The organism is Phytobacter sp. (assembly GCF_059074235.1).
Genome location: NZ_JCACPZ010000001.1, coordinates 272,162 through 296,694, shown reverse-complemented (window position 1 = coordinate 296,694; position 24,533 = coordinate 272,162). Strand labels below are relative to the sequence as shown.

Sequence of the window (24,533 nt, the reverse complement as noted above, 5' to 3'; positions counted from 1 at the left end):
TTATGCGCGGCTAAGTAGACCACATAGGTCGAAAAAAGTGTCTCTGGAAGTGTGATCCGGTCATATATTTACAAAAATATATGACCGAGTGTATAGGATTCATTCACCGAATATCTTTCAGGACGTAATAACGTTCAATTTCACATCGATATTGCCCCGCGTAGCATTTGAATAGGGACAAACAATATGGGCTTTTTTCACTAATTCCTGCGCTATCTGGTGATCCATGCCTGGCAGGTGAATATCAAGCTGCGCCTCAATCCCAAACCCCGTCGGCAAGGGGCCGATACCGACCGTGCCTTCGATATAAGCGTCTTGCGGAACCTTCTGTTTTTCAACGGAAGCGACGTGTTTAAGCGCCCCCAGGAAACAGGCCGAATAGCCTGCGGCAAACAGTTGCTCCGGGTTGGTCACATCCCCACCCGCACCGCCCATCTCTTTAGGTACCCCCAGCTTCATATCCAGAATTCCGTCCGAGGTCGTCGCACGACCCTCACGGCCTCCAGTTGCTTTTGCTTTTGCCCGATAAACCACTTTCTCTAACGACATAGCCGACTCCTTTAGTTAGCTCGCTTATCAATTAAGCGTAGACCCTTGAAGGATTCCACGGGCAAAGACAGAAGGTTAGAGGCACAAAAAAGCCGCCAGGGTAAGTGGCGGCTTTTGCAGCATTTTAGCTATCAGGCATGTGCGTGTTTGTAGACGCTACGTTCTGGCTGACGAATAGTGGTGGAGAGCGCCAGCGAGAGGATCAGCAGGGCAAAAATCACACAGAAGGTCACATAGAAGCCACCGAACAGGGAGGCAATAATGGAGCCGCAAATGCTGCCGATACCAAAACCTAAGTAAATCACACCGTAGTTTTTCGCCAGGTTGTTCAGACCAAAGAACTCGCTGACCAGTGACGGGAAGACGGTGATGGTGCCGCCGAAGTTAAAGGCCACACAGGCAATCGCCGCAAAGAAGGTCGTCGCATTCAACGGTGCAAACAGGAGGGCAGCCATGCCCACCAGCGAAATCACCTGACCGATGGTAATCACACGAATACGGGAAATTTTATCAGACAGAATGCCCAGTACCAGGCGGCCTGTCAGGTTAGCAATAGAGATGACGGTAACGGCATTCGCGGCTGTCGCAACGTCCAGGTGCACCATGCCCTGCGCGATATCTTTCGCCACACCAATCACATACAAACCACTCATGCAGGCGGTCAGGAACATCACGGCCAGCATCCAGTACTGCGGTTTACGCATGGATTGCGCCAGAGTGAAGTCGTTCTCTACTACGCCGTTTACCGAACCCACTTTCTGCTGCGGTGCATCAGTCATCAGGGTTGCGCCAAAAACAATCATCACCAGCGCCATCACACCCCAGATCATAAAGGTTTTTTCCAGGCCAACGGTCGCCAGAAGATGACTGTCGATAAATTTAAACCCGAGGCTACCCAGACCATATGAACCAATCGAAAAGGCAGAGATCAGACCTTTACGTTCCGGGAACCATTTCACGCAGTTAGAGAGCGTCAACAGATAACCCGCACCGTCAGCCAGGCCAACCAGTACACCCGCGCTCAGCCAGAGCATCATCAGGTTGTTGGAGTGTGCGGTGAGGAAGAAGCCAATACCCAGCAGCACACCGGAAGCCATGGTGACGCGTTTTACGCCAAAACGCTCCTGTAATTTCCCGGCGATGGATGAAGAGAGCGCCAGGCCCAGGCTTAACAAGCCGAAAGAAAATGCCACCTGGCTGACAGGTTCATCAAGCTTATCAGCCAGCGCGCTGTTGAACAGACTCCAGGTATAAACAGATCCCAATGCAAATTGCGTAATGATGGTGCCGGCTAAAGTGAGCCAGCGGGTGCGATTAGAAGATGAAGTATTCATGGCAGTTGTCCTGCAGAAGAAATTAAAGGAATTCACTGCCGACAACGATAACGAAGCGCATTTCATGCCTGGGCTAAAAAGGCATGAAATGCAGTTAAGAGGGAATGAAATGCATCTGAGCTGGAATGAATGACATCGCGAAATATCATTCTGACGAATTAATTAAGTAAGTTAGTGCACACTATCGCGCCAGGGTGCGGACTTATTGTTTATATTTTGTAAACCACATGTACCGAATATGCTTAAAAACGAGCGCTGACACCCATGCTATAAAGGTAATTCTGCCCGAGCACCCAGTTTTCCGATTGTGACATCGACGCATAGGCCGCAAGGTGTTGATTTAGCAACACATCTGCTCCCAGCGTCACGTCCATCCAGTTACCATATTGGTTGGCTGCAGAAAGACGATTTAAACCTGACTGGATTTTCCAGACGTTTTCACCGAACTGCTGGTTATAGCTAATTTGCGCCCAGGGTCGCACATCGCCAATTTGGGTATCCACGCGCCACCCCAGAGAGCTGACGCTTGCGTGCCAGAGTGGATCGCTATAGTGATTACTTACTGCGCTATCACCAAATTCGTTGTAGGTTGAGGTAGTTGAACCATCGTAATGCCATGTCGCTACCGGCCCGGTTACCACCCCTTTCATCAGTGGAATATTCCAGCCCACACTCATGGTGCTTACCGCATCCATAGGGGTAGCATCCGGAAGATTAAACGCGACGCCGGGGCTATTTTGCGACGAGCGAATACGTTCTTCCAGAATATCGTTGTAACGCGGCTGGTGATCGCTATCCCATGTATAGCGTTCCACCATATTATTGTGCAGGTCAGGAGCGATATATTCTTGCTGCCATGCAAAAGCCGTATGGCTAAAAAGCAGACAAGCAGGTACTACTGCCCACACACGGCCACTGTAAATTTTTTTCATCAATGCGACTCCAGAAGAGAGCCGAATTCGGCATTTTTGTTATCGTTTTTTTGGGAATGTTATGAAGGGTAAACCCCTTACCTAACTATTGTCTTTTTAACAGGTACGTCAAGACGTGTCCTCATATTAATTTGATCAAAATCAGCAACGGAGAAGGATATGCAACGCTGCGGTTGGGTAACTCAGGATCCACTTTATCTCGCCTATCACGATGAAGAGTGGGGTGTCCCACAAACAGATAGCCAGAAACTCTTTGAGATGATCTGCCTTGAAGGACAACAGGCAGGATTGTCCTGGATTACAGTGCTTAAAAAGCGCGAAAACTACCGAAATGCCTTCCACCATTTTGACCCGGTACGCGTCGCTGCAATGGGTCCTGATGATGTCGAGCGACTGGTACTGGATGCCGGCATTATTCGCCATCGCGGAAAGATTGAAGCCATTATTGGTAATGCGCGCGCATATCTCACGATGGAAGAAAAGGGTGAGCCGTTCCGGGAGTTTGTCTGGTCATTCGTGAACAACGAACCTCAACTCACCACCGCTACCTCACTCAGCGAACTGCCAACCTCGACCCCGGCTTCAGATGCATTATCAAAAGCGTTAAAAAAACGTGGCTTTAAGTTTGTTGGCACCACCATCTGTTACTCCTTTATGCAGGCCTGCGGTCTGGTGAATGACCATATCGCGGGCTGCATCTGCCACCCCGGAGGTCAGCGTGATCCGCAAATGGCAAAATAACGACCTCTCCCCCCTGCTCACGCTGTGGCTGGAGAGCACCACCTTTGCCCATCCGTTTATTGCAGAAAAATACTGGCTGGATAGCGAAAAACTGGTGCGCGAAGTCTACCTGCCCCTCTCACAGACATGGGTCTGGGAAGAAAGCGGGAAGCCACAGGGTTTCATCAGCGTAATGGAGACACAGTTTGTCGGTGCGCTCTTTGTACGACCGAAAACGGTGAGACACGGCATTGGTAAAGCGCTGCTTGATCATGTCAAACAGCGCTTCAGTGCCTTAAGCCTCGAGGTGTACCAGAAGAACGAGCGAGCGGTGAATTTCTACCATGCTCAGGGCTTTCGCATCGAAGACAGCGCCTGGCAGGATGACACCCAATCTCCGACCTGGATCATGAACTGGCAGGCGGATCAAACGCCGTCAGCGTAAGCACGGGTCCGGTGTACTTCTCCATCCATGCCAGTGCCGTATTTCCCGCACAGCCATTCCCCAGCTTCGAGCTGGGGAGATCTTTGGTCAGCACGTTGACCGCACCGTTTTTACAGATTCCCCCTTCGGCGCGTTCCAGATCAGGCCAGGCCCCCTGATGAATACAGATGACGCCGGGCTTAATTCCATCACTCACGACCGCCCCCACCAGCACCTGCCCACGACGATTCCAGACGCGCACCAGATCGCCATCAGCAATACCACGTGCTTTGGCGTCATCAGGATGCAACGTCACAGGCTCACGCCCGGCCACTGCGTACTGCTCACGCAGGGAAGAGTAATTTAACTGACTGTGCAGACGGTGCGCCGGATGAGCGGAAAGCACCTGTAACTGCTCGGCCTCGGCGTTGCCGTGCCACTCGTCTGGCTCCAGCCACATTGGGTGAGGCGGGCAGTCGGCATACCCAAACCCGGCAATGCGCGCCGAATAAATCTCGATTTTGCCGCTGTCAGTTTTCAGCGGATGCGCCTGCGGGTCGCGGCGGAAATCACCAAAGCGGACAAACTTCGCGCTCTGCTCACTCTCTGGCATTTCAAAGATGGCATTCTCTTCCCAGAACTGGGCGAACGGCGGTAGCGTAACGCCCTGAGAAGCACCGCGCTGAGCGGCAATCTCATAAAACGTCTCCAGCCACTGCAAATCCGTTTTCCCTTCCGTAAACCGCTCGCGCCCGCCCTGTTCCCACAACTCGCTGAGATCGGCAAAGACCTCAAAATCATCACGCGCTTCGTCACGCGGGGCTACCACTCGCTTCATCGGCACCATATGCTGGTTGCTGTAATCACCGGTCATCGTCAGATCGTTACGTTCAAACGAGGTCGTTGCAGGCAATACGATGTCGGCATGTTTCGCCGCCGCCGTCCAGAAGCATTCGGAAATCACGATCAGTTCCGGCTTCTGCCAGGCGCGGATCAGGCGATTGGTATCCTGATGATGGGTAAAGTTTGCCCCACCCGCCCACCAGATAAACTTAATGTCCGGGAAGTGGCGATCCATACCGTTGTGCTGATAGAAAGCACCGGGTTTTTCCAGTGCCTCGATAATACGGGCCACGGGGATTTTCTCGACCGCTTCAATACCGTCTTTCACCGCGCCCTGCATGGAAGCCAGCACAGCTGCACGGCGCGTCGGGTTGCCACCGTTGGCAAAGTGATAAGAGAGACCAAACCCGGTTCCCGGCAGACCGATCTGTCCTAACATGGCGGCGAGCGTTACCAGCATCCAGTGTTTCTGCTCACCAAACTGCTGGCGCTGCATGCCCCAGCCTGACATCAGCATGGTGTTATTTTCGTGGAAGAGTTTTGCCAGTTCGCGCAATTTCGCTGCCGGAATGCCACAAATATCCGCTGCCCACTCCGCCGTTTTGGCGACGCCATCGCTCTTGCCGGTCAGGTACTCAGCAAAGCGCGGATAACCCTCGGTACAGCGGCTCAGGAAGTTATCATCCTGCCAGCCATTCTCCACCAGCGTATGGGCGATCCCCAGCATCATCGCCACATCGGTGCCCATATGCGGGGCCAGCCATTCAACGTTGTCACCAAGGAAGTCGACCGTCTCCGATCGCATAGGATCGATGCAGATCAGTCGCTTACCGCTTTTACGCAGCGCATCAAAATAGGGAATCCCTTGTTCATCCGTGGCATTCCAGGCAATTTTTAGCGTATTGAGGGGGTTAGCACTCCAGAGCACCACCACATCCGCATGTTCCAGCACCAGCGGCCAGCTGGTCTGCTGCTGATAGACCTCATTGCCACCAACCACATAGGGCATGATGGCCTGCGCCGCACCGGTTGAGTAATCCCCCAGGTGACCGGTATAGCCCCCTGCGAGGCTCATGTAGCGCTGCAATAACGTTGCGGCTTTATGCAACACGCCGTTGGAACGCCAGCCATAAGAACCGGCAAAAATCGACGCCGGGCCGTGCTGCCCGCGAATGCGTTTATGCTGCTCATGAATTAGCGCGAGCGCGTCATCCCAGGAGACACGGACAAATTCGTCCTGCCCACGAATACCCTGTGGGCTGTCGGGGGAAGCCAGAAAGCCTTTGCGTACCATCGGGAAACGCACGCGCGTCTTGCTGTGTACTTGATCGCGAACCGCCGTTTGCAGCGAGTTCGGATGGTCAGTGGGTAACGCGCCACGAGAAGAAAAGACAGTTTCACCGTCGGTTTCAACCAGCATCGGCCCCCAGTGGGCGGCCGTCAGAATTGTTTTAACTACAGAGTTTGCCAAAGCGCGCTCCTGGTGCATGCAGGTGATGACCGCGTATCTGTCGCGGTCTTATGGAAAAGAAATATTGCGCTCTATCATCCACAGGTGCGGGAAATTGGCAAAGAATTAAACGTCATGAGGGCCAAAGGTATCGGGATAAGCGGGATTTCCCCCTTGCCTGCGCGGATTTTCGCGCTATCGTGTGGTCACATTCTTCAGGCGAGGGAAGCATTCATGGCGAAAACGACGCGCCCAACCATCAGTGATGTCGCAAAAGCGGCAAAAACGGGTAAAACCAGTATTTCACGCTATCTGAACGGCGAAAAACACCTCCTGTCAGAAGCGCTGCTGGCGCGCATCGAAACCGCTATTGCTGAACTCGACTATCGTCCAAGCCTGATGGCTCGCGGCCTGAAGCACGGACGTACTCGCCTGATTGGGCTGATCATCGCCGATATCACCAATCCTTACTCGGTACACGTGCTAAGCGGCATTGAAGCCGCCTGCCGGGAGAAGGGCTTTACCCCGCTGGTCTGTAACACCAACAATGAAATCAATCAGGAGCTGCATTATCTCGATTTGCTGCGCAGCTATCAGGTGGAAGGCATCGTGGTCAACGCTGTCGGCATGCGTGAAGAGGGGCTAAACCGCCTGCAACAATCCTCATTACCGATGGTGCTCATCGACCGTAAAATCCCGGATTTTGCCTGCGATGTGGTCGGGCTGGACAACACCCAGGCCGCCACAACAGCCACCGAACATTTGGTTGAACAGGGCTTTGAAGCGCTGCTCTTTCTCAGCGAGCCACTGGGGACGGTTAATACTCGCCATGAGCGGCTGGCGGCCTTCCGCGCCACCCTCGCCCGCTACCCCGGCGTGGTGGCAGAGAATGCCGAAGTGCCGCTGCATGAAGCCGAACAGATGGATAACACCCTGCGCCAGTTTCATACCCGCCACCGCGGCATGCGCAAAGCGGTCATCTCCGCTAACGGCGCGCTGACACTTCAGGTCGCCCGCTCGCTTAAACGCATCGGTCTGCACTGGGGCAGTGACATTGGCCTGCTCGGGTTCGATGAGCTGGAATGGGCTGAACTGGCAGGCGTCGGGATCACCACCCTGAAGCAACCCACCTGGCAAATTGGCTATGCTGCCGTCGAACAGGTCGTGCAACGTATTGAAGGCAAAAGCGATACCGTGCATGAACGGGTCTTTTCCGGCGAATTAATTGTGCGCGGCTCCACTGCGCGATAATTAACCTTCGTGATGACGATCATAAATTCAACATACTGAACTTTTCTTTGGAATCGGTTCCATTTAGCGTTAAAGACAGATTAAGTCTTTAACTCCGAGGAGCCGGAAGATGAAAAGAAAAATCATCGTGGTCACCGCCGCCTATGGCAACGAACAGATTCGTGCGTTGGGTGGTCAACTTGCTGTCCTGCCCGTCATCGCCGATGCGGGTGCTGACGGGGTCGAAATCCGCCGCGAGCTGCTGAGTCCAAAAGAGCTGAACCACCTGGCCTCACTCTCCTTTGCTATCGAAGCTCATAACCTTTTGGCCTGCTACTCCGCACCGGAACCATTGTGCATGGAAAATGGCTCACTAAACCCACGCCTGCCCACCCTGCTGGAAGAAGCCCACACGCTGAAAGCACTGTGGCTGAAAGTCTCTTTGGGACACTACCAGCAAAAAGCAGAGCTTGAACCTCTGCGCGACTGGCTGAACAACACGGGCATGGCGCTGGTCGTAGAGAACGATCAGACCGAGTGCGGACAACTGGCTCCGATGCAACGTTTCAAAGCTGCCTGTAGGGTTCTCAATCTTCCGGTCACACTGACCTTCGACACCGGCAATTGGCTGTGGGTGGGTGACTCCCCGGAAGAGGCCGCCCGTCATCTGGCACCCGCGGTGAGCTATATTCATGTTAAGGCCGCCGAAGCACACCACGAACGTTTTCGCGCCATTGCCCCCGACCAGGCTGACGAACGCTGGCTCTCACTGCTGAACCATCTGCCACCCGATGCCCCACGCGGTATTGAGTTTCCACTCGAAGGGGACGACCTGACTGCCGTCACCCGTCACTACGTTAACCTGTTACGCGAGGAGTAATGCCATGCATAAACCGCTTGATGTCATCACGATCGGTGAAGCGATGGCGATGTTCGTCGCTACGGAAACCGGCGATCTGGCCGATGCCGAACACTTTGTGAAGCGAGTGGCAGGGGCAGAACTGAATGTCGCCACCGGTCTTGCCCGTCTGGGCATGAACGTAAGCTGGGTGAGCCGCGTCGGCGATGATAGCTTTGGCCGCTTCGTATTGAATTCTCTGAAAAAAGAGAATATCGATGCCAGTGGCGTCACCGTGGATTGCCGTTTCGCAACGGGCTATCAGCTTAAATCTAAAGCAGAAAATGGAACCGATCCCATTGTGGAATACTTCCGCAAAGGCTCCGCGGCCAGCCATTTGTCTACCGACGACTTCAATGCCGCCGTCTTCTCGCGCGCACGCCATTTGCACTTGAGTGGCGTGGCAGCGGCACTCTCCCCGACCTCTTACGCACTGCTGGAACACGCAGCGGCGACCATGAAAGCGCAGGGTAAAACGATCTCCTTTGACCCAAACCTGCGCCCGGTGTTGTGGAAGAGCGAAGCGGAGATGGTGGAAAAACTCAATCGCCTCGCCTTCCAGGCCGACTGGGTTCTGCCAGGTCTCAAAGAGGGGGTCATTCTTACCGGGCAACAGACACCGGAAGGTATTGCCGATTTCTATCTCCAGCATGGCGTAAAAGCAGTGGTGATTAAAACCGGCCCGGACGGTGCCTGGTATAAAACAGCCAGCGGCGAACAAGGCGCAGTCGCCCCGGTGAAAGTGGACAACGTGGTCGACACCGTGGGTGCAGGCGATGGTTTTGCCGTCGGCGTCATCAGTGCACTGCTGGAAGGTAAAACGCTGCAACAGGCCGTGCAGCGCGGTAACAAGATTGGAGCCCTTGCCATCCAGGTTCTGGGTGACAGCGAGGGGCTGCCTACTCGGGAAGAGTTGGGCGAGTAATTCCCCCCTCACCCCAGCCCTCTCCCGGCGGGAGAGGGAGAAAGACATCGCAGGACTGATCCCCTCTCCCTCGAGGGAGAGGGTTAGGGTGAGGGGGAAAGCTCCTCACAAAAAACAAAGCCACCCAGGCCCTACAACCCGGCGGCGCAAACCTCAACCATAGAGGCAACGATATGAAAAGTTCGACAAATGCAGCAAAACGCTGGCTTTACATCATGCCGATTGTTTTCATCACCTACAGTCTGGCCTACCTCGACCGGGCAAACTTTAGCTTCGCCTCCGCCGCCGGTATCAACGACGATCTCGGGATAACCAAAGGGGTCTCCTCCCTGCTGGGGGCGCTGTTTTTCCTGGGCTACTTCTTCTTCCAGATCCCGGGCGCGATTTATGCCGAACGCCGCAGCGTGCGTAAATTGATTTTCGTCTGCCTGATCCTGTGGGGCGGATGTGCTTCTCTGACCGGAATGGTCACCAACATTCCGATGCTGGCGGCCATTCGCTTTATTCTTGGCGTGGTGGAAGCGGCTGTCATGCCCGCGATGCTGATTTACATCAGCAGTTGGTTTACCAAATCGGAACGCTCACGCGCCAACACCTTCCTGATCCTCGGCAACCCGGTCACCGTACTGTGGATGTCGGTGGTCTCCGGCTACCTGATTCAGGCGCTCGGCTGGCGTGAAATGTTCATCATTGAAGGGGTTCCGGCGATCATCTGGGCCTTTGCCTGGTGGATGCTGGTGCGCGACAAACCGTCCCAGGTCGGCTGGTTATCTGAAGATGAAAAATCCGCGCTGCAGGCACAACTGGAGCAAGAACAACAGGGCATTAAAGCGGTACGTAACTACGGCGAAGCCTTCCGCTCACGCAACGTTATCCTGCTCTGCATGCAATATTTCGCCTGGAGCATTGGCGTCTATGGCTTTGTACTGTGGCTGCCATCAATTATCCGCAACGGCGGGGCTAACCTCGGCATGGTCGAAGTGGGCTGGCTCTCTTCCGTTCCGTACCTGGCCGCCACTATCGCGATGATCCTCGCCTCCTGGGCATCGGACAAGCTGCAAAACCGTAAGCTGTTCGTCTGGCCATTATTACTGATTGGCGGGCTGGCCTTTATCGGCTCCTGGGCCGTCGGCGCCGACCACTTCTGGGCCTCTTATACCCTGCTGGTGATCGCCGGGGCAGCCATGTACGCCCCCTATGGTCCGTTCTTTGCCATCATTCCTGAAATGCTGCCGCGTAACGTCGCGGGTGGCGCCATGGCACTCATCAACAGCATGGGCGCGCTCGGTTCGTTCTTTGGTTCCTGGTTCGTCGGCTACCTGAACGGCGCCACCGGCAGCCCGTCTGCTTCGTACATATTTATGGGGGTGGCGCTTTTCGCCTCTGTATGGCTTACTTTAATTGTTAAGCCTGCTAACGATAAAACGATTCCGACAGGTGCACGTCACGCCTGAATCATAACGAGGGAGAATTCATGAAGCCGTCCATCATCCTGTACAAAGCACTGCCTGAAGATTTGAAACGCCGCCTTGAAGCGCAGTTCACCGTCACTCAGGTGCCGAACCTGCACCCTGAAACGGTGGCACAACACGCCGATGCGTTTGCGAATGCGGAAGGTCTGCTGGGATCCAGTGAGAAGGTAGGAAGTGCACTGCTGGAGAAGATGCCGAAGTTGCGTGCAGCTTCCACTATCTCTGTCGGCTATGACGCCTTCGATATGGACGCACTGAATGCGAAGAAAATTGTATTGATGCACACCCCGACCGTGCTGACCGAAACCGTGGCCGATACCATCATGGCACTGGTGCTCAGCTCCGCCCGTAGGGTGGTAGAAGTGGCTGAACGCGTGAAGAAAGGCGAATGGACCAAAGGCGTTGGCCCGGACTGGTTCGGGGTCGATGTGCATCATAAAACGCTGGGGATTGTAGGTATGGGCCGCATTGGCCTGGCACTGGCCCAGCGTGCCCACTTTGGTTTCGGCATGCCGATTCTTTACAACGCACGCCGCCATCATGAAGAGGCGGAAACCCGCTTCCAGGCACGTTACTGCGATCTCGACACCCTGCTCAAAGAATCTGATTTCGTCGTACTGGTTCTGCCTTACAACCAGGAAACACATCACCTGATCAATGCGCAGAAGTTTGCCATCATGAAATCGTCTGCCATTTTCATTAATGCCGGACGTGGTTCCGTGGTCGATGAAAATGCACTGATTGAAGCACTGAAAAGCGGCGAGATTCACGCTGCCGGACTGGACGTGTTTGAGAAGGAGCCACTGCCGGTGGATTCCCCTCTACTGACTCTGCCGAACGTGGTCGCTTTACCCCACATCGGCTCTGCTACCCATGAAACTCGTTATGGCATGGCGGAATGTGCTGTCGACAACCTGATTGATGCGCTAAGCGGCAAGGTCGAGAAAAACTGCGTGAATCCAAAAGTCGCGAAGTAAAGCACCCTTTGCACCAATAAAAAAGAGGCGATCCTGTCGCCTCTTTTTTTATGCTCAATTAACGCTTACTGCGTTGAACTCACGGTAGCGGTCCACGCCTGGGTAAACGCCTGATGCTGTGCCGCCAGCGGCCCAATCAGCGTGTTGTACTGGCTGGCCTGCTGAGAGGTCGGGAACTGAATACCGTTCGCCACAAAGCTCACCTGCGTACCCTGCTGCGAAATGAAATCCCCCACCTGCACCAGCTGCTGGGTGAAAATCTGCGCCGCCGGGATCAGCGGTTGCAGTGCGTTCGCCGGGCTGGTGACCACTTTCGAGAAAATCTGGTCAAAGACGGGCTTGAGATCGTCAGACTGTTTCAGCGCAGAATGCGCGGCATCCGCCTGCATTTTTGCGTTCTGCAACTGCTGGCTCAGCACGCCCAGAGAACCGTTCGCCTGGCGCAGCGGCTCGCGTTGTTTCATGTAATCCTCGGGCACACGAATCGCGTTCACACTGTCGACAACCGGACGTAAGCCGGAATCCATCGCCTGATTCACCTGCTGGGAGTAGCCATACAGGATCGCGTAATCGGACACGAACGGACCAAATTGTTTTTTCTGGTCAGCCGTCAGAGCAGGAAGACGTTCGCTACTGCGCATTGCGGTATTTTGCAGGAAATCGATAAACGCTTTACGCTGATCGCCTTCTTTATCAAAACACCCACTCAGGCCAACTACCATTAGTAACGCCGCAAGTGGCGCAAACCAGCGAGAACAGGACGTTCCTGTCGCCATTTTAAACTCCTTTAACCCATAAAAATCACAGACTGGCACCCACGTGCCCAACGCTGACAAGGATAGTCCAGGTCGGCGTCAGAGGATACCCTTTTCCTGCCATTCTTATCGCCATAACGGCAAACATAAAGGTGGCTTATGCATCACGTTTCGTCATGCGACTTTTTGCTAACCATTTACAAAAAAATACTGACTAAAGTCAGACTGTGGGTAATCAAGCAATTAACATGCAGCGAAACGTTTGAATATGCATTCTGAAAGCATCAAAACACGCTTAGCCTGCAATATATCTCTCGTGGGCCCTTTTACATGGTGTTTTACCGACTACGCTTAATCTTGCTGTATCTCTATCCGCTGTGTGATTTTGAGGAGTTCTCAATGGAATATAAAGATCCGATGTTTGAGCTGCTAAGCAGTCTGGAACAGATTGTTTTTAAAAAAGATGTAACGCAAGCGGTAAACCTCAACCAAAAGCTAAATACTTTCAATGAGTTTGAGCAATTACGACGCGGCACTGGGTTAAAGATAGACGACTTCGCGTGTGCAATGGGAGTCAGTGTGTCGATGGTCCAGGAGTGGGAATCGAAACGCGTACGTCCTTCCGCAACTGAAATGAAACTGATGCGCCTGATTCATTCAAACCCGACGCTCAGTAAGCAGTTGATGGAATAAAAGCAAAAGTCAGACCCCCGCGATGTCGGGGGTTTATGTTTTTAAGGCCACCGTTCGCAGACAATCTCAGCGTCACGCCACTCCAGAGAATCTGTCAGTTCTAGCCCCCGCAAAAATGCCTCATCATGTGACACGACCATCAGCGCCCCCGGAAATGCCGCTAATGCGTTTTCAATTGCCTGCGTGGAAGCCAGATCCAGATGGTTGGTCGGTTCATCCAGCAACAGCAGCTGCGTGGCTTCACGCCGCCAGAGAACGCAGGCCAGTGCCGCTTTCAAACGTTCTCCGCCGCTGAGTGCTGACAGCGGCAGCGTCACTTTATCAGCACCAAGTTGCAGCTGTGCCAGACGCGTGCGCAATACCCCCTCCTCAAGCGGCGTCTCTTCCAGATTCAAATGGGCGAGAACGGACAGGGAGAGATCGAAATTAGAAAGGTGCTGGTCGAGATACGCGGTCGTGACCGGTACTGAGCACTTGCCTGAGCGTGGCGCAATTTCACCGAGGATCACCCTGAGCAAGGTCGATTTACCACAACCGTTTGGTCCACGTAGCGCCACCCGCATGGGGCCGTCCATTCGCCAGTTGAGAGGAGAGAGCGGCACATGGGGCAACACCAGTTCTTCCATGACCAGCACCTGCTTACCCTCGGCAATATGGCTTCCCGGTAGTGTAAAGAGCACCGGGGCGTCATCTTCGACCCGCTCCCGCGCCTGGTTTACTGCGGCATTCAGCGCAGCGTTCTGCTCCCGATGCTGATGGCGAAACGTACCGGGCCGTTCCTTTGCCGCGCCTTTATATTTCACCCGCTCAAATGAAGCGATATTGAGGGTATCGACGGTACGCAAGGTCTGGGCAGAGCGCCGCTGGCTGGCATCGTGCTCTTTTTGCAGACGGAGACGAGTGCGGCGTCGTTCGATTACGGCATGGTCGAGTGCAGACTGCGCCGCCTGTTGCTCAGCATCACGCTGACGCTCGTAGTCGTCATAATTTCCGCCGTAGCTGCGTAATCCTGAAGGTGTCAGTTCCAGAATACGCGGCATCAACGCCAGCAGTTTGCGGTCGTGGGTCGCCACCAGCGTGCCACCACGCCGACGTGTGAGCATGGCATAAAACCATTCGCGCCCCTGACGGTCGAGGTGGTTTGTCGGTTCATCCAGCAGCAGATAATCCGGCTCCTGCATAGACGCGGCGCATAACAGCGCTCGCATGCGTTCGCCGCCACTGAGCTGTGCAGCAGGAGTCAGAGCAGAGAAAGCAGGTAATCCGGCCTCAGCAAAAACGGCTTCCAGGCGCTCCTGCAGATCCCAGAATCCTTCCAGACGCTCGATGTCATCAGGCTGGTAATCACCGTGCTCGATGCGCTTGCGGGCGGCAAAGATAGCGTCATAACCGAGCATTTCAGCCAGCGTTGTCGAAGGTGAGATCGCCTGATGCTGCGCAACAAACGCCAGCGATCCGAAGCGTTCGATATGTCCATGCGCAGGCACATCCAACCCGGCCAGCAGGCGAAGGAGACGGGTTTTTCCACTGCCATTGCGGCCCACGAGCCCGCACAGAGCAGGTTCAAGAGAGAGCGTTAACGGGCCAAACAGGGTATCGCCCGTCGCAAACTGACAGGTGAGTTGATGCAAAATAAACGAAGGGGATTGGGCACAATGAGCCATAAGCACTCCTGATTGAAATCAATACCTCCCTGCCCGCACTGAGTGCGTTGCAAGGCGTGAAATTCATCAGTCGTGTTTGTTCATTTTTCGTGTGCGCTCCGGAATGACGAGGGCTTCGTCGGGGCAAAGGATAGACGCAGAATGGCCTGGATGACAAGGTTGAATTTTAGACTCTTATTCGAGAACGCTTTGAAAAATGAAGATACAGACAATAAAAAACTGCACCTTACTTTGTTGGGTGTCCAACTTTTCGGGTGCAGTTCAAGGCAGCGGTTTTTTTTATTAACGCAATCGTTACTGCAACAGCGAAATATCCGCGACCTGCAGGAACAGCTCACGCAGTTTGGCAAGCAATGTCAAACGGTTCAGACGGACTTCTTTCTCTTCCGCATTCACCATGACATTTTCGAAGAAGGTATCGACCGGCTCACGCAGCGCTGCCAGCTCAATCAGGGCTTCCTGATAACGGCCTTCAGCGAAGTACGGCTGCAGTTTGTCACGCAGGACCACCAGGTGGCGAGCCAGCGTCATTTCTGCTTCTTCTTTCAACACGGAGGCGTGAACGATGTCGTTCAGCGTTTCGTCTGACTTGGCCAGGATGTTGGACACACGCTTGTTGGCTGCTGCCAGCGCGGCCGCTGCCTCCAGCGTACGGAAGTGAGAAACCGCCTTCATGCGCGCATCGAAATCAGCCGGACGGGTCGGACGACGTGCCAGTACCGCCTGAATAGTGTCGACGGTGTAGCCTTCGTCCTGATACCAGGCGCGGAATCGACCGAGCATAAAGTCGATCACATCATCGACCACTTTAGCGTTGGTTAGCTTGTCACCGTACAGACGCACAGCTTCTTCGGTGAGTGTTTGCAGATCCAGGTTCAGGTTCTTCTCAACGATGATACGCAGCACGCCGAGCGCCGCACGACGCAGAGCAAACGGGTCTTTGTCGCCTTTCGGATGCTGGCCGATGCCAAAGATGCCCGCGAGGGTATCCATCTTGTCGGCAATCGCAACCGCACACGCGACCAGGTTAGACGGCAAGTCATCGCCCGCGAAACGCGGCTGATACTGCTCGTTCAGTGCAACGGCTACGTCTTCTGCTTCACCGTCATGACGCGCGTAGTGCATGCCCATCACGCCCTGGGTGTCGGTGAACTCGAAGACCATGTTGGTCATCAGGTCACACTTAGACAGCAGGCCCGCACGGGTTGCGTGGTTAACGTCAGCGCCAATCTGGCCTGCAATCCAGCCTGCCAACGCCTGAATGCGGTCAGTCTTGTCGCGCAGCGTACCCAGCTGCTGTTGGAACAGCACGGTTTGCAGACGCGGCAGATGGTCTTCCAGGCGTTTTTTGCGGTCGGTATTGAAGAAGAATTCGGCATCCGCCAGACGTGGGCGTACGACCTTCTCGTTACCAGAGATAATCTGAATCGGATCTTTCGATTCGATGTTGGCCACGAAGATAAAGTTCGGCAGCAGTTTGCCGTCGTTGGCGTAAACCGGGAAGTACTTCTGGTCACCCTTCATGGTGTAAACCAGCGCTTCAGACGGAACCGCGAGGAATTTCTCTTCGAATTTCGCCGTCAGTACCACCGGCCATTCCACCAGCGAGGTGACTTCTTCCAGCAGGCTTTCGCTCAGGTCAGCGTTACCGCCAATCTTACGAGCCGCTTCTTCTGCATCCGCTTTGATGGTCGCTTTACGCGCTTCATAGTCGGCAATGACTTTACCGCGCTCCAGCAGGATCTGCGGGTACTGGTCAGCATGGTCGATGGTGAACTCCGGCTCGCCCATAAAGCGGTGGCCACGAATCACGCGATCGGACTGAATGCCCAGAATGGTTGCAGGAACGAGTTTATCGCCCAGCAGCAGGGTCACGGTGTGAACCGGACGCACGAAGTGCACGTCAGACGCACCCCAGCGCATCAGTTTCGGAATCGGCAGTTTTGCCAGCGAGGTGGCAATCATGTTCGGCAGCAGCGCTTCGGCGCTCTCGCCTTTCACGTGCGCACGGTAGAGCAGCCATTCGCCTTTGTCGGTCGCCAGACGCTCAGCCTGATCAACGGTGATACCGCAACCGCGCGCCCAACCTTCTGCTGCTTTGCTTGGTTTGCCCTCTGCATCAAACGCCTGGGCAATCGCCGGACCGCGTTTTTCAACTTCGCGGTCAGGCTGAGAAGCGGACAGGTTAGCCACTTTCAATGCCAGACGACGCGGCGCCGCAAACCATTCAACGTTGCCATGCGCAAGGCCAGCCGCGTCGAGTTCAGCAGTCACATTGGCAGCAAAAGATTCCGCCAGGCTGCGCAGGGCTTTTGGTGGCAGCTCTTCAGTGCCGATTTCCACCAGGAAAGTATTCTCAGACATGGCCGCCTCTTATTTATTCTTGTTGCACATCGGGAAGCCGAGGGCTTCACGGGAAGCATAATAAGCTTCAGCTACCGCTTTGGTCAGGGTACGAATGCGCAAGATGTAGCGCTGACGTTCCGTCACGGAGATGGCTTTACGCGCATCCAGCAGGTTAAAGCTGTGGGCGGCCTTCAGAATACGCTCATAAGCAGGCAGCGGCAGTGGGTTTTCCAGCGCCAACAGCTGCTGGGCTTCTTTCTCATACTGCTCGAAGCAGGAGAACAGGAAGTCCACATCCGCGTATTCAAAGTTGTAAGTGGACTGCTCCACTTCGTTCTGATGGAACACGTCACCGTAGGTGGTTTTACCCAGTGGGCCGTCGCTCCAGACCAGGTCGTAAACGCTGTCGACGCCCTGAATGTACATGGCCAGACGTTCCAGACCGTAGGTGATTTCGCCGGTAACCGGTTTACACTCCAGGCCGCCAACCTGCTGGAAGTAAGTAAACTGAGTCACTTCCATGCCGTTCAGCCACACTTCCCAACCGAGACCCCAGGCACCCAGCGTCGGGTTTTCCCAGTTATCTTCCACGAAGCGGATGTCGTGAATGGTCGGATCCATACCCAGCTCTTTCAGCGAACCCAGATACAGCTCCTGGATGTTATCCGGGGATGGCTTAATGACCACCTGGAACTGATAGTAGTGCTGTAAACGGTTCGGGTTTTCGCCGTAGCGACCATCGGTCGGGCGACGGGAAGGCTGCACATAGGCGGTTGCCATTGGCTCTGGCCCTAACGCGCGCAGACAGGTCATCGGGTGAGAGGTGCCGGCGCCAACTTCCATGTCCAATGGTTGAACAATGGTGCAGCCCTGGCGAGCCCAGTAATCCTGTAAGGTCAGGATCAGGCCCTGAAAGGTCCTGGTATCAAACTTTTGCATATGATTTCGTGCTGGATACGTGTGGATTTAAAGGAAGGGGCCAGTATACCCGCTGAGTGCAAGATATACAGTATGAAACAGGTTTGTTTAGGGAAAATTGAACATCTAGCGCATGGAAAGGTGCAAAAACTGCCCTTCTGCATCGAAAGCGCAGACAAAACGCTCCTTCAGGGGAGTATATCCGCGCAACTCATAACTACTCTGGAACTGTTCAAATCCAGTGACGGCAATTTTCTGCCTGTCAGTATTGTAGCGATACGCTGCGTTCTGCCTGCAAAGTTGCTCCATTTCCAGCGAGTGAGACGGGCTGACTTTGGCTTTCTGCGCCTTCTGCACGGGCACATCTTGCTGAGCACTGCATCCCGCTAAAAGGAGTAATAACGCTGCAGCCAAACCTCTGATCATCATTTTTTCACCGTCAGGCTAACCTGCTGTTATTTTTAATAGGAACGCATCTGAACAGCGGATTTTGCAAATCCAGAGCCTACTCTACAAGCACAGGCGGGAAAACTCAGAATTATCCAGTGAGAAATGAGGATAAATCGTTAGTCTGAGGGTATTTAACGGGAAAATGAGGAACTGATGTCGGCCAAAATTGACTGGATTGAAAATCTGCGAGGGATAGCCTGTTTAATGGTGGTGATGATTCATACCACCACCTGGTACATCACGAATGCGGCAAGCGTCAGTACCTTTGACTGGGGTATCGCCAACCTCCTGAATTCGGCTTCGCGCGTCAGCGTGCCACTCTTCTTTATGATTTCAGGCTATCTCTTTTTTGGTGAGCGCAGCGCACAGCCACGCCATTTTTTACGCATCGGCCTTTGCTTGCTGTTCTATAGCGCCCTCGCCTTTGCCTATATCTTTTTCTTCACCTCGATTAACAGCGATCTGTCGCTGAAAAATCTGCTGCAAAAACCGGTGTTCTACCATCTGTGGTTCTTCTTCGCGATTATCGTCATCTACCTCGTCTCCCCCCTGATTCAGGCGAAAACGGTCAGCGGAAAGATGCTACTGGCGCTGATGCTGGTGATTGGCGTCGTGGCTAACCCGAATACGGTTTCACAAAAAATTGGCGGCTTCGAATGGCTCCCCATCAACCTCTACATCAACGGCGACACTTTCTACTACGTGATTTACGGCTTGCTGGGCCGGGCGTTAGGCATGATGGATACCCAGAAAAAGCATCTTACTGCAATAAGCGCAGTGGTCTTTGTGCTGGCGGTTTGGGCTATCTCACGAGGCACATTGCATGAGCTGAAATGGCGTGGCAATTTTGCCGACACCTGGTATCTGTACTGCGGGCCACTGGTCTTCATTTGTGCCATATCGCTGTTAACGCTGGTGAAAAACACCCTCAACACCCGGGTTTTACCTGGGCTGCGCATGATTTCGAAACACTCACTGGGGATTTACGGTTTTCACGCCCTGATTATCCATGCGCTGCGGACACGCGGGTTGGAAATTCAACACTGGCCGATACTCGATATTGTCTGGATATTTAGCATCACGCTGGCGGTGAGCCTGGGGCTGTCGATGCTGCTTCAGCGCATTGATACCCGGCGCTATGTCAGCTAAGAACCCGCTGGCGCGCACGGTGTAACTGCCGCGGAGAGGAAAAGCCTGCCGCCATTGCCGCCTGTTCAACGCCCCGCCCCTGCAAAAGCCATTGCTCGGCTACCGCAAGGCGCAGTTGTTCGAGGTAGTCACGCACGCTAATGCCCAGGTGTTGCTGGAAGAGCCGTGTCAGATGTCGCGGACTGATGTGCGCCAGCGTGGCGATATCGGTCAGCGACCAGGCTTTTTGTGGATCGGCGATTAAGGCGTCTTGTACCCGGTGAAGAGCCGGGTGCAGATGATTGCGATAGCGCAGCCACGGGGACAATTGTGGATCATCGCCGGAACGACGAAACCAGACCACCATTTCGCGAGCCACCGCCAGCGCGGTCTCTGCACCGCAGAACCGATTAATCAGATGCAACGCCAAATCAATACCTGACGTGATTCCCGCGCTGGTCCAGATACCGCGATCTTCAATAAAAATGCGATTTTCCTTCACCAGCGCGGCCGGGGCGGCGGCTTTAAGTCGGGCAAGAACATCATGGTGAGTGGTGCATTGAATACCGGTCAGCAAACCCGATTTTGCCGCCAGCAATGCCCCTGAACAGACGCACATCAACTGAATGTTCCGCCGATAAATCTCAGGTTGCATCCGCATCAGCCAGTGACGCACGCTGTCAGCCTGCGGCGTGGCGAAGGCATTCGCCGAATCCGTTACACCGGGCAAAACCAGCAAACTCCCTTCCGGTAATGTCTCAGGAAGGGGGTAAATACCTGTCATCTTAATCCCAATAGAGGTAGTGATTTCCGCGTCTGGTCCAATGTAATGCAGCCTGAACGCGCCTTTTGCCAGCACGAACGTCTCTGCTGGGCCAGTCAGATCCAGCGCCAGTAGGCCAGGCAACATCACAAACCAGACGTCTCTTGTCATAGCGATTCCAGAGTCTCACTGACCGTTTTGAGGGTGGCGAATCGGCCGTCCAGCACCGTTTCCGTACGATGCCGGAGCGCATCACAATCCAGCGTAATGCCTTTATGCGTCATCGGGAAGGTTAATGTCGCTTCGCTGACAAAGGTCACCTGATAGCCCAAATCCGAGGCCACACGTGCGGTGGTTTCGCAGCACTGTTCAGTGCGCATTCCACAGATGATCACGTGGTTGATATCACGGACACGCAGCCAGTGATCCAGCCCGGTGTCGGTAAAAGCATTGTGCACGTGTTTGTAAAAGGTGACCGCAGGCTGGTGAGTCAGAAAGGCCATAGGTGCCACAAAGCCGTTCTCCAGCGAGAAAGGACCACCGCCAGTGTCATTCACATGGAAAATGTCGACTACCGGTACGCCGCGTGACGCACAGCCTTCAATCAGCGTGGTCATGGCGTGACGAAACGCCGGGAAATTATCCTCCTGCCAGAAATCCTTCTGGATGAAAGAGAGCTGGGTATCAATGTTGATGAGAGCAGAATGTGACATTTCAGGACGCCTTATGCAGTGGGTGTAACACCATTTTTGCAAGGCAAAGCGATATTGCTAAGACCAAAAAAGGACATCTTCAGGTTGATTACGGACGACCTGTTCAATTCCCTCACCCAATGGGCGAGGGAACCAGGATTCAGGACATCAACGGCAAGAGCTGCTGATAAATACGGCGGAAGGTCTCACGACGTGGTTGATACGCGGCATGGCGAGTCGCATCTGGCACGTGCTGTTGTTCAATGGCCAGTTGCGGCAACAGACTGGCAGGGGAGACACCCGGATGCAGCGCAATCTGCGCCAGACGGGCCGCACCGAGTGCAGGGCCAACATCTCCGCCGGTGCGATAATCCAGTTGCTGACCGCTGATATCCGCGAGCATTTGCCGCCAGTAACTGCTGCGCGCACCACCACCAATAAGCGTCACGCTCTGTGGCGTCACACCGCATGAATGCACGACATCCATGCCATCCGCCAGCGCATAGCCCACCCCTTCCAGCACCGATTTTGCCAGCTCATTCGGGCCATGCTGATGCGTCAGGCCAAAGAAGACGCCCTTCGCTTCGGGGTTGTTGTGGGGGGTTCTTTCACCCGACAAGTAAGGCAGGAACCAGATATCACCTGCGCTCTCATCGGCCTGTTCCGCCGCGGCAATCAGCGCCTGTACCGAAGGTTGACCGGTCAGTTTTGCCGCCCAGTCCAGACAGGAAGCCGCACTCAACATTACTGACATCAAATGCCAACGTCCCGGCAGCGCATGGCAAAAGCTATGCACCGCGCTTTCAGGTTTGCTGAGGAACCCTTCGCTCACCGCGAAATAGACGCCCGACGTCCCGAGTGAAAGCATCGCCTGCCCGGCATCCGCCATACCCACACCAACCGCACCCGCAGCGTTGTCGCCACCACCTGCCACTACGGGAACTGGCGTTAACCCCCAGCGGTCAGCGACTTCAGGTAACAGCGTGCCCGTAATGTCACTGCCTTCAAATAGCGCAGGCATATGGTCACGATTCAGGCCGCAGGCGGCGAGCATCTCATCGCTCCAGTCGCGTTTCGCGACGTCCAGCCACATGGTTCCGGCAGCGTCAGACATGTCACTCGCGTAGGAGCCTGTCATCTGCAACCGCAGGTAATCCTTTGGCAGAAGTACTTTTGCAACACGCGCAAAGACCTCAGGTTCATGACGTTGCACCCAGAGAAGTTTGGGTGCGGTAAAACCCGGCATCATCAGGTTGCCGGTGATCGCACGGGAGCTTTTCACCTGCGCTTCCAGCAACTCGCACTCTTGCGCGCAACGTCCGTCATTCCACAAAATCGCCGGACGCAGAACCTGGTCATTTTTGTCCAGCAGCGTGGCTCCGTGCATCTGCCCGGCCAGACCAATGGCCTTCACCTGCTGTAATGAATGTTGTTCGCCTAATGCGCGAATGGCGCGATCCGTCGCCTGCCACCAGTGACCGGGATCCTGCTCAGACCACAAAGGGCGTGGTCGTGACACCGTGAGCTTTTCCGTTTGTGAGGCCAGAACGGTGCCCTGCTCATCGAGCAAAATCGCCTTTACCCCGGATGTGCCAAGATCGATCCCGATATACATAGCGGTAACTCCTTTAACAGAAAGGCCCGGTGGCGCAAGGCAACCGGGCTGATACACATGACTGGCCGATTATTTGTCGAACAGATAGTGATTCACCAGATTTTCCAGCAGTTCCTGATGTCCGCTCTGATGAGACGGCGCAAGGTTTTGCTGTTCAGCGTACTTCGCCAGTTCACCAAGCGTTAGCTGACCCTGCAGAATTTGCTGGCCCAGTTCACCATTCCAGCCTGCGTAGCGTTTCGCCACGCGTTTATCCAGCTCGCCAGACTGAGTCATTTTTGCTGCCACTTTCAACGCCAGCGCCATGGTGTCCATCGCGCCAATATGGCCGTAGAAGAGGTCATATTTGTCGGTACTTTGACGACGAACTTTGGCATCGAAGTTAAGACCACCGGTAGTGAATCCACCCGCTTTGATGATTTCATACATCACCAGCGCGTTCTCTTCGACACTAATCGGGAACTGGTCTGTATCCCAGCCCAACTGCGGGTCACCACGGTTCGCATCCACCGAGCCGAAGATGCCGAGCGCAATCGCAGAGGCAATTTCATGATGGAATGAGTGGCCTGCCAGGGTGGCGTGGTTGGCTTCGATATTCACTTTGATCTCTTTTTCCAGACCAAACTGTTTCAGGAAGCCGTACACAGTCGCCACGTCATAGTCGTACTGGTGCTTGGTCGGTTCCTGCGGCTTCGGCTCGATGAGCAGCGTGCCACGGAAGCCGATTTTGTGTTTATGCTCGACCACCATCTGCATGAAGCGGCCAATTTGCTCACGCTCCTGGCGCAAATCGGTATTGAGCAGGGTTTCGTAGCCTTCGCGCCCGCCCCATAACACGTAGTTTTCACCGCCCAGTTTGTGGGTGGCATTCATGGCGGTCACCACCTGCGTGGCAGCCCAACTGAACACTTCAGGGTCTGGGTTAGTCGCCGCCCCTGCGCCGTAACGTGGGTGAGTGAAGCAGTTGGCCGTCCCCCAGAGCAGTTTGACGCCACTCTGCTGCTGTTTTTCTGCCAGCACATCCACCATCTGTGCGAAGTTATTCAGATACTCTTTCAGCGATGCTCCTTCCGGTGAGACGTCGACATCATGGAAGCAGTAGTACGGCACATTCAGTTTGTGGAAGAACTCAAACGCAACATCCGCTTTACGTTTTGCCAGCTCAAGCGCTTCACCCGGCTGCTGCCAGGGTCTGTCGAAAGAACCCACGCCAAACATATCTGCGCCATTCCAGCAAAAGGTGTGCCAGTAGCAGGCGGCAAAACGAAGATGATCTTCCATGCGCTTACCGAGCACCAACTCGTCCGGGTTGTAGTGGCGAAATGCCAGAGGATTCGTGGTGTTTGGGCCTTCAAAACGAACGCGTTCGAGCTGGTCAAAATAAGCTTGCATATTGAGCTCCATAATCAGGTGTGCGGCAAAGTTTCATTCTCGAAGTAATACTGAGTTGTCTCTTTGCCTTGCTCAATTACGTTATTTCACACTGCCATTAAGAGAATACGCAAATGTGCGCTGCCTCGCAAAAACACACTTATTAAATTTGCGGCAACGATTCCTGTTTTTTTCGCAAAACCGATTCCGCTTATTTTAAAATCAGATCACGGTCAAAATTCCACAAATAAACCAAAAATCATAATGCCTGGATAAAAACCAGCAATTGCCAGCAATCGCTGACATGTTAAAAATTTGCAACGTTCAACGCAGTGCATGTTTCTTTTATCTCAGCTTTGTCACCCTACAAAAGGTATTACTATT

Annotated in this window: 23 protein-coding genes; 10 read left to right on the top strand and 13 right to left on the bottom strand. The window is 54.2% G+C overall.

What is annotated here, in order from left to right; translation table 11 throughout:
• Positions 1 to 117: 117 nt before the first annotated feature.
• Positions 118 to 549 (bottom strand): organic hydroperoxide resistance protein, encoded by a 432-nt coding sequence (locus AC5JPW_RS01355; protein ID WP_494237850.1) that lies wholly within the window; start codon positions 547 to 549, stop codon positions 118 to 120.
• A 131-nt stretch (positions 550 to 680) separates the two neighbouring features.
• Entirely contained in the window at positions 681 to 1,883 is a 1,203-nt protein-coding gene (locus tag AC5JPW_RS01350; RefSeq protein ID WP_494237849.1) for an L-lactate MFS transporter, read from the bottom strand.
• Here AC5JPW_RS01350 and AC5JPW_RS01345 point away from each other — a divergent pair.
• A complete protein-coding gene (locus AC5JPW_RS01345) occupies positions 1,882 to 2,016 on the top strand; it encodes a hypothetical protein (protein WP_494237848.1) in 135 nt (44 codons plus the stop codon). The genes AC5JPW_RS01350 and AC5JPW_RS01345 overlap by 2 nt on opposite strands.
• 109 nt (positions 2,017 to 2,125) lie before the next feature.
• Here AC5JPW_RS01345 and AC5JPW_RS01340 read toward each other — a convergent pair whose 3' ends face one another.
• Positions 2,126 to 2,815 carry an autotransporter domain-containing protein gene (locus AC5JPW_RS01340; protein WP_494237846.1) on the bottom strand — a complete coding sequence of 230 codons (690 nt, stop codon included), beginning with the start codon at positions 2,813 to 2,815 and terminating at the stop codon, positions 2,126 to 2,128.
• A 159-nt stretch (positions 2,816 to 2,974) separates the two neighbouring features.
• On the opposite strand from AC5JPW_RS01340, the gene tag reads away from it, so the two are divergent.
• A complete protein-coding gene (gene tag / locus AC5JPW_RS01335) occupies positions 2,975 to 3,556 on the top strand; it encodes a DNA-3-methyladenine glycosylase I (protein WP_494237845.1) in 582 nt (193 codons plus the stop codon).
• Complete coding sequence (locus tag AC5JPW_RS01330) at positions 3,534 to 3,980, top strand: N-acetyltransferase (protein ID WP_494237843.1); 447 nt, start codon at positions 3,534 to 3,536, stop codon at positions 3,978 to 3,980. Before tag ends, AC5JPW_RS01330 begins: the two co-directional genes overlap by 23 nt.
• Here the strand turns inward: AC5JPW_RS01330 and AC5JPW_RS01325 are convergent.
• Positions 3,943 to 6,291, bottom strand: coding sequence for a molybdopterin guanine dinucleotide-containing S/N-oxide reductase (locus AC5JPW_RS01325; RefSeq protein WP_494237841.1), 2,349 nt, complete (start codon positions 6,289 to 6,291; stop codon positions 3,943 to 3,945). The genes AC5JPW_RS01330 and AC5JPW_RS01325 overlap by 38 nt on opposite strands.
• Positions 6,292 to 6,486: 195 nt before the next feature.
• Here AC5JPW_RS01325 and AC5JPW_RS01320 point away from each other — a divergent pair, with 195 nt between their 5' ends.
• The 5 genes from AC5JPW_RS01320 to ghrB all read left to right on the top strand — a co-directional run bounded on the left by AC5JPW_RS01320 (position 6,487) and on the right by ghrB (position 11,754).
• Complete coding sequence (locus tag AC5JPW_RS01320) at positions 6,487 to 7,503, top strand: LacI family DNA-binding transcriptional regulator (protein WP_494237840.1); 1,017 nt, start codon at positions 6,487 to 6,489, stop codon at positions 7,501 to 7,503.
• A gap of 109 nt (positions 7,504 to 7,612) precedes the next feature.
• Positions 7,613 to 8,362, top strand: a complete 750-nt coding sequence (locus AC5JPW_RS01315) for a sugar phosphate isomerase/epimerase family protein (RefSeq protein WP_494237838.1) — start codon at positions 7,613 to 7,615, stop codon at positions 8,360 to 8,362.
• A gap of 4 nt (positions 8,363 to 8,366) precedes the next feature.
• A complete protein-coding gene (locus AC5JPW_RS01310; RefSeq protein WP_494237837.1) occupies positions 8,367 to 9,305 on the top strand; it encodes a sugar kinase in 939 nt (312 codons plus the stop codon).
• Between the two features lie 173 nt (positions 9,306 to 9,478).
• Positions 9,479 to 10,759, top strand: a complete 1,281-nt coding sequence (locus tag AC5JPW_RS01305) for an MFS transporter (RefSeq protein ID WP_494237836.1) — start codon at positions 9,479 to 9,481, stop codon at positions 10,757 to 10,759.
• Between the two features lie 20 nt (positions 10,760 to 10,779).
• Positions 10,780 to 11,754 carry a glyoxylate/hydroxypyruvate reductase GhrB gene (gene ghrB / locus AC5JPW_RS01300; RefSeq protein ID WP_494237835.1) on the top strand — a complete coding sequence of 325 codons (975 nt, stop codon included), beginning with the start codon at positions 10,780 to 10,782 and terminating at the stop codon, positions 11,752 to 11,754.
• Positions 11,755 to 11,819: 65 nt separating this feature from the next.
• Here ghrB and AC5JPW_RS01295 read toward each other — a convergent pair whose 3' ends face one another.
• Positions 11,820 to 12,530 carry a DUF3053 domain-containing protein gene (locus tag AC5JPW_RS01295; RefSeq protein WP_494237834.1) on the bottom strand — a complete coding sequence of 237 codons (711 nt, stop codon included), beginning with the start codon at positions 12,528 to 12,530 and terminating at the stop codon, positions 11,820 to 11,822.
• 378 nt (positions 12,531 to 12,908) lie between these two features.
• Between AC5JPW_RS01295 and AC5JPW_RS01290 the strand changes: the two genes are divergently transcribed.
• Positions 12,909 to 13,202 carry an HTH-type transcriptional regulator gene (locus AC5JPW_RS01290; RefSeq protein ID WP_494237833.1) on the top strand — a complete coding sequence of 98 codons (294 nt, stop codon included), beginning with the start codon at positions 12,909 to 12,911 and terminating at the stop codon, positions 13,200 to 13,202.
• Positions 13,203 to 13,243: 41 nt separating this feature from the next.
• On the opposite strand, the gene AC5JPW_RS01285 is transcribed toward AC5JPW_RS01290, so the two are convergent.
• The 4 genes from AC5JPW_RS01285 to AC5JPW_RS01270 form a co-directional block, all read right to left on the bottom strand.
• Positions 13,244 to 14,866, bottom strand: a complete 1,623-nt coding sequence (locus tag AC5JPW_RS01285; RefSeq protein ID WP_494237832.1) for an ABC-F family ATP-binding cassette domain-containing protein — start codon at positions 14,864 to 14,866, stop codon at positions 13,244 to 13,246.
• 294 nt (positions 14,867 to 15,160) lie between these two features.
• On the bottom strand, positions 15,161 to 17,230 hold the full coding sequence (gene glyS, locus AC5JPW_RS01280; protein WP_494237831.1) for a glycine--tRNA ligase subunit beta: 2,070 nt from the start codon (positions 17,228 to 17,230) through the stop codon (positions 15,161 to 15,163).
• Positions 17,231 to 17,239: 9 nt separating this feature from the next.
• A complete protein-coding gene (glyQ, locus tag AC5JPW_RS01275) occupies positions 17,240 to 18,151 on the bottom strand; it encodes a glycine--tRNA ligase subunit alpha (protein WP_004126458.1) in 912 nt (303 codons plus the stop codon).
• 105 nt (positions 18,152 to 18,256) lie between these two features.
• Entirely contained in the window at positions 18,257 to 18,559 is a 303-nt protein-coding gene (locus AC5JPW_RS01270; protein ID WP_494237830.1) for a YsaB family lipoprotein, read from the bottom strand.
• Between the two features lie 174 nt (positions 18,560 to 18,733).
• Here AC5JPW_RS01270 and AC5JPW_RS01265 point away from each other — a divergent pair, with 174 nt between their 5' ends.
• Complete coding sequence (locus tag AC5JPW_RS01265) at positions 18,734 to 19,729, top strand: acyltransferase (protein ID WP_494237829.1); 996 nt, start codon at positions 18,734 to 18,736, stop codon at positions 19,727 to 19,729.
• Here the strand turns inward: AC5JPW_RS01265 and AC5JPW_RS01260 are convergent.
• The 4 genes from AC5JPW_RS01260 to xylA form a co-directional block, all read right to left on the bottom strand.
• Positions 19,722 to 20,642: a GlxA family transcriptional regulator gene (locus AC5JPW_RS01260; RefSeq protein ID WP_494237828.1), complete on the bottom strand. Its 921-nt coding sequence runs from the start codon at positions 20,640 to 20,642 to the stop codon at positions 19,722 to 19,724. The genes AC5JPW_RS01265 and AC5JPW_RS01260 overlap by 8 nt on opposite strands.
• The gene (locus tag AC5JPW_RS01255; protein WP_494237827.1) at positions 20,639 to 21,184 is read right to left on the bottom strand and encodes an isochorismatase family protein; all 546 of its coding nucleotides are present in this window, start codon (positions 21,182 to 21,184) and stop codon (positions 20,639 to 20,641) included. The genes AC5JPW_RS01260 and AC5JPW_RS01255 overlap by 4 nt, the downstream gene beginning before the upstream one ends.
• A gap of 139 nt (positions 21,185 to 21,323) precedes the next feature.
• Positions 21,324 to 22,778, bottom strand: a complete 1,455-nt coding sequence (gene xylB, locus AC5JPW_RS01250; protein ID WP_494237826.1) for a xylulokinase — start codon at positions 22,776 to 22,778, stop codon at positions 21,324 to 21,326.
• A gap of 69 nt (positions 22,779 to 22,847) precedes the next feature.
• The gene (gene xylA, locus AC5JPW_RS01245; RefSeq protein ID WP_494237825.1) at positions 22,848 to 24,170 is read right to left on the bottom strand and encodes a xylose isomerase; all 1,323 of its coding nucleotides are present in this window, start codon (positions 24,168 to 24,170) and stop codon (positions 22,848 to 22,850) included.
• Between the last annotated feature and the right edge of the window lie 363 nt (positions 24,171 to 24,533).

Coding starts and splice junctions, on each gene's coding strand:
- AC5JPW_RS01355 (WP_494237850.1), bottom strand. CDS start 549: ATGTCGTTAGAGAAAGTGGTTTATCGGGCAAAAGCAAAAGCAACTGGA.
- AC5JPW_RS01345 (WP_494237848.1), top strand. CDS start 1,882: ATGGCAGTTGTCCTGCAGAAGAAATTAAAGGAATTCACTGCCGACAAC.
- AC5JPW_RS01350 (WP_494237849.1), bottom strand. CDS start 1,883: ATGAATACTTCATCTTCTAATCGCACCCGCTGGCTCACTTTAGCCGGC.
- AC5JPW_RS01340 (WP_494237846.1), bottom strand. CDS start 2,815: ATGAAAAAAATTTACAGTGGCCGTGTGTGGGCAGTAGTACCTGCTTGT.
- tag (WP_494237845.1), top strand. CDS start 2,975: ATGCAACGCTGCGGTTGGGTAACTCAGGATCCACTTTATCTCGCCTAT.
- AC5JPW_RS01325 (WP_494237841.1), bottom strand. CDS start 6,291: ATGCACCAGGAGCGCGCTTTGGCAAACTCTGTAGTTAAAACAATTCTG.
- AC5JPW_RS01320 (WP_494237840.1), top strand. CDS start 6,487: ATGGCGAAAACGACGCGCCCAACCATCAGTGATGTCGCAAAAGCGGCA.
- AC5JPW_RS01315 (WP_494237838.1), top strand. CDS start 7,613: ATGAAAAGAAAAATCATCGTGGTCACCGCCGCCTATGGCAACGAACAG.
- AC5JPW_RS01310 (WP_494237837.1), top strand. CDS start 8,367: ATGCATAAACCGCTTGATGTCATCACGATCGGTGAAGCGATGGCGATG.
- AC5JPW_RS01305 (WP_494237836.1), top strand. CDS start 9,479: ATGAAAAGTTCGACAAATGCAGCAAAACGCTGGCTTTACATCATGCCG.
- ghrB (WP_494237835.1), top strand. CDS start 10,780: ATGAAGCCGTCCATCATCCTGTACAAAGCACTGCCTGAAGATTTGAAA.
- AC5JPW_RS01295 (WP_494237834.1), bottom strand. CDS start 12,530: ATGGCGACAGGAACGTCCTGTTCTCGCTGGTTTGCGCCACTTGCGGCG.
- AC5JPW_RS01290 (WP_494237833.1), top strand. CDS start 12,909: ATGGAATATAAAGATCCGATGTTTGAGCTGCTAAGCAGTCTGGAACAG.
- AC5JPW_RS01285 (WP_494237832.1), bottom strand. CDS start 14,866: ATGGCTCATTGTGCCCAATCCCCTTCGTTTATTTTGCATCAACTCACC.
- glyS (WP_494237831.1), bottom strand. CDS start 17,230: ATGTCTGAGAATACTTTCCTGGTGGAAATCGGCACTGAAGAGCTGCCA.
- glyQ (WP_004126458.1), bottom strand. CDS start 18,151: ATGCAAAAGTTTGATACCAGGACCTTTCAGGGCCTGATCCTGACCTTA.
- AC5JPW_RS01270 (WP_494237830.1), bottom strand. CDS start 18,559: ATGATGATCAGAGGTTTGGCTGCAGCGTTATTACTCCTTTTAGCGGGA.
- AC5JPW_RS01265 (WP_494237829.1), top strand. CDS start 18,734: ATGTCGGCCAAAATTGACTGGATTGAAAATCTGCGAGGGATAGCCTGT.
- AC5JPW_RS01260 (WP_494237828.1), bottom strand. CDS start 20,642: ATGACAAGAGACGTCTGGTTTGTGATGTTGCCTGGCCTACTGGCGCTG.
- AC5JPW_RS01255 (WP_494237827.1), bottom strand. CDS start 21,184: ATGTCACATTCTGCTCTCATCAACATTGATACCCAGCTCTCTTTCATC.
- xylB (WP_494237826.1), bottom strand. CDS start 22,778: ATGTATATCGGGATCGATCTTGGCACATCCGGGGTAAAGGCGATTTTG.
- xylA (WP_494237825.1), bottom strand. CDS start 24,170: ATGCAAGCTTATTTTGACCAGCTCGAACGCGTTCGTTTTGAAGGCCCA.